A 10,876-nucleotide genomic window follows, 5' to 3' on the forward strand; every position below is an offset into this window, starting at 1 on the left:
ATGACATTCGCTTAGAAATTAATATGTCTCTTCTTTAATTTCAAAATGTTCTTGTGGATGCAAACAAGCTGGGCATTTATCGGGTGCGCCCGGGCCTTCGTGCACATAACCACAGTTACGACATTTCCAACGGACAGGTGCATCTTTTTTAAATACTTTACCAGCTTCAATGTTAGCAGCTAATTTTTTATATCGTTCTTCGTGTTCGACTTCGACCTTTGCAATCATAGTAAAGCAAGTCGCAACCTCGTTGAAACCTTCTTTTTTAGCGGTTTCAGCAAAATCAGGATATAACACACTCCATTCTTCGTTTTCACCAGCTGCGGCAGCTTTTAAATTTTCAAGGGTAGTACCAAGTTTGCCAGCTGGATATGTTGCAGTAATTTCAACATCACCGCCTTCTAGAAATTTAAAAAAGCGTTTAGCATGTTCGCGTTCATTTTCGGCAGTTTCAAGAAATATTGCTTCGATTTGGCGATAGCCCTCTTTACGAGCAATACTAGCAAAATAAGTATAACGATTACGCGCTTGTGATTCACCGGCAAAAGCTTTAAGTAAATTTTTTTCAGTTTCAGTACCTTTTATATTAGGCATGGTTTCTCCTTTTGTTTGTTAAACATCCACGACAAATGCCTCTAATTTCAACATTTGTTGTTAAAATTTCCCCTAATGACTTGACATGCTTAGGGATTTTTAAATTATTAAATTCATTATTACAAAAGTCACAAATCAAGCTACATTTATTACATATAAAATGGTGGTGGCGAGCGGGATTAGCATCAAACCGCGTGCAATCACGCGAAGGGCTGATAGTAGTAAATAGACCCAAGTCTGATAATAACCATAAAGTGCGATAAACAGTATCTAATGAAAGTGATGGCATACGTTGACGAACACCATTATGAACCATTGCAGCATCAGGGTGTTTTCGGCTTAATGCAACTTCACGAAATACCTCAAAACGTTGAGGTGTTAATTTTACCCCAGCTTTATTGAATGCCTCTTTGCAATGTTGCAACATTTTGTCTAATTGTTGTTGTGAAGGTTTCATAAGTTTGATGAAGATAAGAAAAATTACGAGCTAGTAATAAATCGTAATAGGCAGTTGATTGTCAATGGCAAATTATAAAAATAAGGTGTTAAAAAAAAAGAAAGACCTATCAACGATATGCTGAAATTTAGAATTATTTGATAATATAGCGTTTGCGCTTCATGAGATTAAGGTTAATAGACGTATGCGTGACGCTGAGGTCGAGAATAAGGCATTATATGACCAAGCAGCAGTGTTGCTAATGTTGGTCGATAATAAATATAAAATTCGTAAAGCTAATTGTCGGGCAGAAAAATTTTGTGGCCGTGATGAGATAAATGGTGTTTCATGTGGTGAGGCACTGGGATGTATACATTCAACTGATGATAGACGTGGCTGTGGTTTCGGGTCGAGTTGTGGTCTGTGTATATTAAGAGAAAAAATTTTACATACAATTAATAATAATTACGAGCATCAGCAAATTCCTGCGACAATGACGGTTGTTGATAAAAAAGGTCATAAATCTGAACTTCATTTTTTAATATCAACAACTCCGGTTATATCTGGTGAGCAAAGATTAGCTCAGGTTTGTTTGTTAGATGTTACAGAAAATCGAAAAGCTGAAGAGGCTGGATATACTGAAAGCAGGCGCGCTCAACAATATTTAGATATTGCAGGGGTTATTATTGTGATTAATATTAACGGAATAGTTACTTTAATTAATAAAAAGGGTTGTGAAGTACTCGGATATCCAGAAGAAGAAATAGTTGGCAAAAACTGGTTTGAAAATTTTATCCCAGCACAAATTCGCCCTGAAATATTAAATATAGCATCACAAGTTTTATCTGAGCAAAATGAGAGTTCGTCCTATCATGAAAACGTAGTCCTAACAAAAACTGGTGAAGAACGACTAATCGCATGGAATAACACCATTGTTAGAGATAATAATGGTGAAATCGTTGCACATATAAGTTCAGGTGCAGATATAACCGAAAATAAACAAAACGAAATAGAACGTCAAATAGCTCAGCAAGAGACAGAGGTGCTATTGCGAGCAACACGAGAGGTATTGTTAGGTAATGATTTTTTAAGTGCAGCTCAAAATATCTATAATATATGTGCAGCGCATATTGGCGCAGCAAAAGGATATTGGAGGCTAAAAAATAATGCAATTGATAAAAATAATGCTGATATACATACCTTATATAATGGTCAAGAAATTAGTTTGGTAAGTGAAAAACAAGAAAGTATTAATGATAGTATTATTGAAGAAGAAATTGCAAAACGATGTCGCGTCCTTGTTGTCGATGATGAGGAAAGTATCCGTAAGGCAATAATTAAAATGCTTTCTGAACACGATGTTGTTCAGGCCAATGGTGGGGCAGAAGCAAAATCAATTATCGAGAAAGATCAGAATTACAATTTAATACTTTGCGATGTAATGATGTCAAATATTTCAGGTATCGAATTTCATCAGTGGTTGAATACTAAATACCCAGAATTAGCAAATCGCCTAATATTTATTACTGGTGGAGCTTTTACGCCTAAAACTAGAGAATATTTAGCAAAGATAAAAAATTTGCAATTAGAAAAGCCATTTGATTTTCAAAGCTTGCAAAAGGTTATTGATGAACATATGATTTTGGCGAAAAAGAATTGATGAAAACTAGAATTTTATCCAATAGTCATTAGCTAGCAAATAAAAAAACTCGATTTTAGGGTAATTATTAATTTATTTTGTGTTTGGCACGAAAAAAGTATGAAAAAAGGCGCGGCAGCAAAAAAATCACTCAGTGATAATTAATATTTGACTTTCAAAATACTGATAAAATGGGCATGATGTGCCGCATTAGAGGCAAGCCGTATTCCCTTTGTTAGCTCAAATAGCTAGGAGGCTATCTCAATGTACATTATGAAAAATATAATTAAGCTACTCGGCATTATAACCATTGTAACTTATAGTTTCGGTCATTTTGCCCAAGCTGCTGAACCAGGTAAATTGTTGGTTTGGATTAATGGCGATAAAGGTTATAACGGATTACAAAAAGTTGGTGATCAATTTTCGCAAAAAGCCGGGGTATCAGTGGTAGTAGAACACCCTGAGGCAGCAACCGAAAAATTTCAACAAGCAGCTGCAGCCGGTAAAGGTCCGGATATTTGGTGTTGGCCACATGATCGTATTGGTGAGTGGTCACAAGCAGGCCTTATTGTACCAATAACCCCATCAAAAACTGTCAAAAACAGTATTGAGCCATTCGCATGGAACGCATTTACCACTCAAGGAAAAATTTGGGGTTATCCACTATCTATTGAAGCTATCGGCCTCATTTATAACAAAGCATTAGTAAAGAATGCTCCAAAAAGTTTCGATGATGTAATTAAGCTTGATAAAAAACTAACAGCTCAAGGTAAAAAAGCTATTTTATGGGACTATAACAACACATATTTTACTTGGCCGATATTAGCGGCAAATGGTGGATATGTTTTTGCAAAAGATAAAGCGGGAAATCTTGATCCCAATAAGGTTGGTGTTAATACAAAAGGAGCTATTAAAGGAGCTGAACTTTTAGATAAATTAATTAAGACTGGTGCAATGCCGCAGGGTGCATCTTACGCCCGTATGGAATCAGCCTTTAATAATGGCGAAGTAGCCATGATGATTACTGGCCCGTGGGCATGGGATAATCTTAGAAAGAGCAAAATTGATTTTGGCGTTGCTCCAATTCCAGATGTAGGCAAGAAACATTCAAAACCATTTGTCGGCGTACTTGGTTGTATGATTGCAGCTCCTAGCCCGAACAAAGATATTGCTAAAGAGTTTTTAGAAAATTACGTTCTTCAGGTAGAAGGTTTAAAAACTATTAATGTGGATGTTCCCCTTGGTACTCCAGCTAATAAAGCATTTTTTAAAGAACTAGCCAGCAATCCAAATATTAAAGCCACAATGGAAAATGCGCGGCGCGGTGAACCAATGCCAAATATACCGCAAATGGGAAAATTCTGGTCAGCTATGGCTTCTGCCCTCGAAAATATTACCAACGGTCGTCAAAAGCCCAAAGAAGCGCTTGATGCAGCTGCGGCAAGAATTTTGGCGAAGTGATGTAGTCATCTATTTAATATAATGGGGGAGGGGGGATTTTTCTAGGGCATGTTCGGCAAAATTGTCAAAGGCGTAGCTATAACGTTGCTCGCTGCAGTACTACTATACCTTGTTGGTTTAATATATATACGAGGTAATCCTTTGTGGGCAGTAAGTTTTTTGGCACTCTTGGTATTTACTTTTTATATCTTTTTAGCTCCTCGTGCATATAACTATCGATATTTATTTCCCGGTTTGGCGGGTATTGCCATATTTGTTGTATTTCCTTTGCTCTATACAGTGCAAATAGGCTTTACCAATTATAGTGCGGTAAACCTTTTATCGTTCGATCGTGCTAAAAAATATCTTCTTGACGAGACAGTTCGTAAAGAAGGTAGCGGTATGCACTTTTCATTATATCAAGATAATGAAGAATATTGGTTAGTTTTGCAACCTATGCAAAATGAAGATGATGAAACAACAGCAGAACAAGCTGATATTGACAGCAATAAACAGAGTTTTATTACATCGCGTATAAAACTATTAACTGCAACACTTAAACAACCGTTAGATGCTGTTTTGCAAAAAAACGATACCAAACAAACAAATGAACCACTACCGATAAGTCGTATAATTAAATTACGCCAGGCATTAAGTAATATTAAAGTGCGTCTACCTGATGGCGAAATATTATCATACGCCGGTATACGTGAGTTTGCTTTTATGCAATCAGTTTATACTGAAGGCCCTGAAAACTCTCTTAATAAACGAGCTACAGGTGAGACTATTAAACCTAATTTCGATACTGGTTTTTTTGAAACCACTGCAGGCGCAAGGCTTTCACCAGGTTTCAAAGTTGGGATTGGTATTAATAACTATATCCGTATGGCAACTGACCCAGAATTTAGAAGACCCTTTTTCTACATTTTTATATGGACCGTTGTTTTCGCTGGGTTAACTGTATTTTTTACGTTGGCAGTTGGTTTTACGCTTGCGGTAATTTTAAATTGGCCATCACTGCGATTTAGCACTATGTATCGTACTTTGTTGTTTTTGCCCTATGCCGTACCAGGCTTTATTTCTATCTTAATTTTTAAAGGGTTGTTTAACGCCAATTTTGGCGAAATTAATATTATATTAAATGCACTATTCGGTATTAAGCCCCAATGGTTTGCCGATGCCACGTTAGCCAAAATTATGATATTGATTGTTAATACTTGGCTTGGTTACCCATATATTATGATTTTGTGTATGGGTTTTATCAAGGCCATACCTTATGATTTGTATGAAGCCTCAGCAATTGCAGGTGCAGGACCTTTAACTAATTTTTTTAAAATTACTTTGCCGCTTACCATAAAACCACTAATGCCATTATTGATTGCTTCTTTTGCATTTAATTTTAATAACTTTGTTTTAATTTCACTATTAACCACCGGTCGTCCAGATTTTCTTAATACTCATGTACCTGCAGGTACAACAGATATTTTAGTGTCTTATACTTACCGCATAGCTTTTGAAGACTCTGGTCAAAATTTTGGCTTAGCGGCAGCTATTTCGACTGTTATTTTTGTAATGGTTGCATTGTTATCAATACTGAACTTAAAACTAACTCGCGTTAATCAACAAGAATCACGTTGAGGTCTTATATACATGATTGTCCAAGGCAAACATCAACGTTGGCGTAAATTAGCGGCACATATTTTTCTCATAGTGTTTATTGCCTTAATTATGTTTCCGCTTCTAATGATTATATCCATTTCGCTTCGTCCTGGTAATTTTGCTTCAGGGACGCTTATTCCTTCTGATCTTAGTCTTGAACATTGGAAACTAGCGTTAGGAATTTCTTATGTTGGTGCTGATGGTGAGTTAGTTAAACCACCATTTCCAGTGATGCACTGGCTATGGAATTCTGTAAAAATAGCTGGTATCTCTGCATTTGGCATCGTAGTTTTAGCAACAACTGCAGCTTATGCCTTTGCGCGTCTGCGTTTTAAATTTAAAACTACAATGCTTAATACTATTATGCTGCTGCAGATGTTTCCGTGCGTATTGGCTTTGGTGGCTATATTTTCAATTTTCGATACTATTGGAAATTATGTGCCATGGCTGGGGGTTGAAACACATGCTGGTTTAATTCTTGCCTATCTTGGTGGCATTTCTATGCATATTTGGACTATCCGTAGCTATTTTCAAACGATACCAGTTGAGATTGAAGAAGGTGCAACGGTTGATGGGGCTTCACCTTGGCAAGCTTTCATTCATATATTATTGCCAATGGCAATACCGATTTTGTTAGTGGTTTTTGTTTTGGCTTTTATTGGTACTATTATCGAATACCCGGTAGCATCAATTCTTTTACGTCAAGAGCAAAATCTTACTCTTGCAGTAGGCTCAAAATATTATCTCTACGAGCAAAATTATTTATGGGGAGATTTTGCTGCCGCCGCTGTGCTTTCGGGTCTTCCTATTACTTTTGTTTTTTTGCTAGCACAACGTTGGATAGTATCAGGGTTAACTGCCGGCGGAGTAAAGGGCTGAGTTATCATAAATTTGCTGGGCAATTAGTGTTTAAGATAAGCTAGAGTAACTTGGGATTTTATGTTTGGACTACTTTTTTTAAAAGCTTGGCGTTTTTGATCCACCCACTAATCCTTAAGGTTGTTGGTATAAGTTCTGTATCATCCCTGAGGCATCTTCAGGAATATCCTTCACATCTAAAGGCCGAAAGTCAGCGAGGCGCGTGAGTTCAGAGAGATCGAGACCACGTTCGCGAGCAACATCGACTAGCTCTTTGGGTGGTTTACCAAGTGCCCTGTTTTTCCTACTGCGTACAAGCGAGCTTATATTCTATAGTACTCTGCTCAGGTTCATCGATCGCATTACTCGTTTACCGCGTGGCACAATGATCCCTGAGGCAATGCGATTATATTGCGAGAATATTGCACTAAAGGCACAGCTAGATGCGCTGCAATGGCACATGGCTCGACTTGGGCGGCCAGCACAGCGAGTCTCAATAAGTACGCGTGCTGCTCAGGTATTTGCATACTTGCTCACGCGAGGTAACGAGTTTTTCTTACGCTACTCTTTGTCTACCTCGATACGAACGATTCGGCGCTGGTCCAATCGCTTGCTACACCTTCGTTTGCATACTGCATCGATTAGTGTGCTTAGGGTTGCAAAGTACTTGCTTATTCGCCCTAACTTAGTATAATACTAATATAAGATGAAAAATCTGATAGTGCCCTTACGTGCTATAAAGCACACTATTCGCTCTGATAATTGGCGGCCAGATCCGCATCTGTTCAAACAAATAACTAAGCGCAATATTGCATTAGTTGATGTTTTAGCAGCAGTGGTTAATGCAAAACGAATCGAGCCGCATGATATGCGACCACTTCATCAGAGAGGAGAAAGTTTTAGAGTTTATGGTCATAATAATGATGGCAGGCACCTCGGGGTTGGTGTTGAATTAGTCATAGATGATGACGACAATTTCGTTGTTATCATTACAGCCTTTGTAAAGGAGAAATAAAATGACCAAACCGCTTAATTGCAGTTGTGGCGGCAAACTCAAGCCAAATACTATTAAAGATATCGATCTTACTCCTCTTTTTGGTATACGCGGTACATTTAAAGAAGCAGTACTCGGATTGCGTTGTGATACTTGCAAGGCTGAGACTTTCACTGCGCAAACGATTGAGCAAATGCTTGTTGCTTTAACACTTGTTGTTTTATCGCAACCTCGTATTCTCACTGCTAAAGAAGCACGGTATTTGCGTAAAGCTGTTTTATCATTAACTCAAGCAGCTCTAGCAAAACGTATGGGTATTAATGTAATAACCATTGCCGACTGGGAACGTGGCGAGCGACCTTTATCTAAAGAGCATGACTACGAACTCAGAGGCATAACTTTAGCAAATCTTTTAGAACGTCCATCTACTCTTAATTTTTATTTTGATGCAGTCAAACAAAACATTGCGCATATCTTAATGTCGCCCAGAGTCACAGCACCACCAAAGCGCGTTAAAAACTATGTAGTAAAAGCATTGGTAAAACCTGCGGCTTAAACGTGCAAAATATCTATACGACCCTCCCCATCCTGACTCTTGATCTCATCTCTGTAATTGATCGATTTTATTAGGCTTTACTTGATGCCCTCTTTCGAGGGCATGACGTAGAGAGTTTTACGTAACTCCTCGTCATTTCTACGAAAGTAGGAATCCAATTCCGATAAAAGTGAAAAATGAGACTAAGAGTCAGCCCCATCTCCTCTATTATCGCGGTTCGATATGCGTCCGATAAGGGGAGCCAACTTCTAACTACCAAGAAATATTATAATTTTTACACACCCCAAAATCGCATTATCGAACTTACGAACTTAAAAAAAATATAACCCCCACATAGGCTTCACATACACCAAAAACAAGTGTCAGTTGCCTATGTGTGTTATTTTATGGAAGTAACGCTATATGACCACACAAGAATTTATAAGTTTTTGCAGTAAGTAGAGCCACTTGCAAAAGTCGAGCAACCATCCATTTTTGTCATTCCCACGAAAGTGGGAATCTATAACTTATTGATATTGCACACCATTCTGGATTCCAACTTTCGTGGGAATGACTTTATTTTTGTTATAATTGTTAATTACATCGAATTTTGCAAGTGGCTCAGTAATTAAAAATTTCTCGTTTGTTTGATCTTCCCCTGAAATACTAAACCAGGGGAAGATCAATGACATCATAGACCGTTTTTATTACGATATTCAGAGATGGTATACTATCGATTGGGTAGATTAGAGAAAACCAAGAATAATTGAAAAGTGTGATATCTTAGCAGCGAATGCAGTGAAAGCGCGTGATGTCAGACAAAAAATCAGCAAAACGGTAAAGGAATAAATTAGTATGGATAAAAAAGTCGAATATTCTTTGAAGCATGGCTTTGATGAAATGGATTTCGATAAGGTTACTGACATGCTGAAGGACACTTATTGGTGCGCAGGTATCAAGAAGGCCGAAGTCTTGCAAAGCGCCACTAACTCGGCGCTTGTTGTCGGTGCTTTCGCTTTTGATGGCATGCAAATCAGTTATGCACGTGTTATTTCAGACAAAACCCGCTTTGCTTATATTTTGGATGTGATAGTGGACGAGTCTTGTCGTAGACAAGGAATTGGTCAAGCAATGGTGACCCATATCTTAACTCACTCGGAATTGAAAGACGTCTATCAATGGGTACTTGCCACCAAGGATGCGCACGGGGTGTATGAAAAAGTCGGTTTTAAGTCTTTTGCGAAACCGGAATATTGGATGGAAATCAGATATCAGAGGCCAGAAAGGTAGTTGTTATTAAAAACAGCCAATAGCAATAACGCGCAATAGCAATATTAGGTACCAAACACCAACACCTAATAAGTTAGGCAAGATTGGGATGTGGCAATTGATTATTCAGTTGGCGTTAACACTTTAGTTAAAAAGGTACCTCAATTCACCAATTTACTGTTGGAAAAGCTTTTGCTGGTTTAGCTATAAAGTAACCTTGCATCAGGTCTACACCTAGTTCGATACATTTATTTCGTTCGTTAGCAGTCTCGATGCCTTCGGCGACAACCAACACATCCATTGCTCGGCATAAATCGACAATCGAATGCACTAGTTTTTGTTTCGTTTGATTGGTGTCAACATTACGAATGAGTGCCATGTCGAGTTTGACGAAGTTGGGTTCTAGTGTTGCGAAGCTTGTTAAGCCGGCATATCCAGAGCCGAGATCATCTACAGCAATGCGGTAGTGCTGCTCACGTAGATAGTAAATAGTTTCAACCGCATTGGGAATTTTGTCGAGGGAGGCTCGTTCGGTTATTTCAAGAACGACGCGATTAGACATTGATGCCAATGGGGTTGAGCGATCAAGCAGACTTACATCTAAAAGATCTCTTGGGTGTAAGTTGATAAAAAGCAGAGCATTGGTGCTCTGGTCTAAAAATGGATCTGGAGCAATTTCTCGCACCCGACGTCCAACATCATCGAGACGTCCGAGTGTTTCGGCAGCAGAAAGGATCGCACCTGGATTTAGTAGCGTCTTACTCTCGCTTCGCATCAGAGTTTCGTACGCGAAGATCGAACCGTCTTGGGCGTAAACAATTGGCTGGTATGCCATCCAGAGGCTTTCTAAGGCGGCATCAAGAGACACTTCAAGACCAAGAAGATCTACAGGGCCGTCGCGTTGTATGCCTTGTAGGGCAGAGGCCCTGCGTCTGATCTTGGTTATCTGGTAGTTGAAGGCGGCTTTGCGCAACGCCGATACCATTTCTTCGTGCTCGGGTGGTTTGGTGAAGTAACGAAAGGCGCCAATCTCAACGGCCTTTTTAGCGGTATCGATAGATGGTGTTCCAGTCAAGAAGATGATCGGAACATCGAAATCAAAGCGGCGAATCTCACGCATCAAATCGATGCCGTTCATCTCGGGCATAATAATATCAGTGATGATCAGGCAATAATCGTTAGCCTGTGCTGCCTTAAGCGCTTTTTTGGGGTCGCTAAAAAACTCTGGTAAATATGACTCAGATTTAAGCATACGGACTATCATTCGACCGACGGCTTCATCATCGTCAACCACCATAACCCTTAACGATGTGACACTTTCGTTTTTTTGCATTTTTGTATTACTCACGGTCACTTCTCAGTGGTTCTCACCCGTTTTTTTAATAGTGTGTTTTGATCTGTGGATGCGATAAATTGGGCGAAATCACAAAAAACCATTGCGTCAAAAACCAT

The 10,876-nt window shown here is 38.8% G+C and carries 11 protein-coding genes; 8 read left to right on the forward strand and 3 right to left on the reverse strand.

All coding sequences use genetic code 11. The annotated features are described in order from the left end of the window. Positions 1–18: 18 nt before the first annotated feature. Positions 19–594, reverse strand: a complete 576-nt coding sequence (locus tag JW841_00740) for a rubrerythrin family protein (GenBank protein MBN1959444.1) — start codon at positions 592–594, stop codon at positions 19–21. Beyond that, positions 587–1,051, reverse strand: a complete 465-nt coding sequence (locus JW841_00745; GenBank protein MBN1959445.1) for a transcriptional repressor — start codon at positions 1,049–1,051, stop codon at positions 587–589. Before JW841_00745 ends, JW841_00740 begins: the two co-directional genes overlap by 8 nt. Before the next feature lie 241 nt (positions 1,052–1,292). Between JW841_00745 and JW841_00750 the strand changes: the two genes are divergently transcribed. From JW841_00750 to JW841_00785, 8 genes are all read left to right on the forward strand, one after another. Then, a complete protein-coding gene (locus JW841_00750) occupies positions 1,293–2,690 on the forward strand; it encodes a PAS domain S-box protein (GenBank protein ID MBN1959446.1) in 1,398 nt (465 codons plus the stop codon). A gap of 252 nt (positions 2,691–2,942) precedes the next feature. Next, the gene (gene malE / locus JW841_00755; protein ID MBN1959447.1) at positions 2,943–4,130 is read left to right on the forward strand and encodes a maltose/maltodextrin ABC transporter substrate-binding protein MalE; all 1,188 of its coding nucleotides are present in this window, start codon (positions 2,943–2,945) and stop codon (positions 4,128–4,130) included. 48 nt (positions 4,131–4,178) lie between these two features. Next, positions 4,179–5,747, forward strand: a complete 1,569-nt coding sequence (gene malF / locus JW841_00760; GenBank protein MBN1959448.1) for a maltose ABC transporter permease MalF — start codon at positions 4,179–4,181, stop codon at positions 5,745–5,747. Between the two features lie 12 nt (positions 5,748–5,759). After that, on the forward strand, positions 5,760–6,647 hold the full coding sequence (malG, locus tag JW841_00765; protein ID MBN1959449.1) for a maltose ABC transporter permease MalG: 888 nt from the start codon (positions 5,760–5,762) through the stop codon (positions 6,645–6,647). Positions 6,648–6,849: 202 nt separating this feature from the next. Next, positions 6,850–7,320, forward strand: coding sequence for a hypothetical protein (locus tag JW841_00770; GenBank protein MBN1959450.1), 471 nt, complete (start codon positions 6,850–6,852; stop codon positions 7,318–7,320). 12 nt (positions 7,321–7,332) lie between these two features. Further along, positions 7,333–7,641: a DUF4258 domain-containing protein gene (locus tag JW841_00775; protein MBN1959451.1), complete on the forward strand. Its 309-nt coding sequence runs from the start codon at positions 7,333–7,335 to the stop codon at positions 7,639–7,641. Between the two features lies 1 nt (position 7,642). Continuing rightward, positions 7,643–8,176, forward strand: a complete 534-nt coding sequence (locus JW841_00780) for a helix-turn-helix domain-containing protein (GenBank protein ID MBN1959452.1) — start codon at positions 7,643–7,645, stop codon at positions 8,174–8,176. Between the two features lie 834 nt (positions 8,177–9,010). Further along, on the forward strand, positions 9,011–9,445 hold the full coding sequence (locus JW841_00785; protein ID MBN1959453.1) for a GNAT family N-acetyltransferase: 435 nt from the start codon (positions 9,011–9,013) through the stop codon (positions 9,443–9,445). A gap of 145 nt (positions 9,446–9,590) precedes the next feature. Here JW841_00785 and JW841_00790 read toward each other — a convergent pair whose 3' ends face one another. Beyond that, on the reverse strand, positions 9,591–10,778 hold the full coding sequence (locus JW841_00790; GenBank protein ID MBN1959454.1) for an EAL domain-containing protein: 1,188 nt from the start codon (positions 10,776–10,778) through the stop codon (positions 9,591–9,593). Positions 10,779–10,876 lie beyond the last annotated feature (98 nt).

It is taken from the genome of Deltaproteobacteria bacterium, assembly GCA_016931625.1.
GTDB lineage: Bacteria > Myxococcota > XYA12-FULL-58-9 > XYA12-FULL-58-9 > JAFGEK01 > JAFGEK01.

Excerpts from the sequence above, each read along its gene's own strand:
- JW841_00775 (MBN1959451.1), top strand. The coding sequence starts at position 7,333 with ATGAAAAATCTGATAGTGCCCTTACGTGCTATAAAGCACACTATTCGC.
- JW841_00785 (MBN1959453.1), top strand. The coding sequence starts at position 9,011 with ATGGATAAAAAAGTCGAATATTCTTTGAAGCATGGCTTTGATGAAATG.
- malF (MBN1959448.1), top strand. The coding sequence starts at position 4,179 with ATGTTCGGCAAAATTGTCAAAGGCGTAGCTATAACGTTGCTCGCTGCA.
- malE (MBN1959447.1), top strand. The coding sequence starts at position 2,943 with ATGAAAAATATAATTAAGCTACTCGGCATTATAACCATTGTAACTTAT.
- malG (MBN1959449.1), top strand. The coding sequence starts at position 5,760 with ATGATTGTCCAAGGCAAACATCAACGTTGGCGTAAATTAGCGGCACAT.
- JW841_00745 (MBN1959445.1), bottom strand. The coding sequence starts at position 1,051 with ATGAAACCTTCACAACAACAATTAGACAAAATGTTGCAACATTGCAAA.
- JW841_00740 (MBN1959444.1), bottom strand. The coding sequence starts at position 594 with ATGCCTAATATAAAAGGTACTGAAACTGAAAAAAATTTACTTAAAGCT.
- JW841_00750 (MBN1959446.1), top strand. The coding sequence starts at position 1,293 with ATGTTGGTCGATAATAAATATAAAATTCGTAAAGCTAATTGTCGGGCA.
- JW841_00780 (MBN1959452.1), top strand. The coding sequence starts at position 7,643 with ATGACCAAACCGCTTAATTGCAGTTGTGGCGGCAAACTCAAGCCAAAT.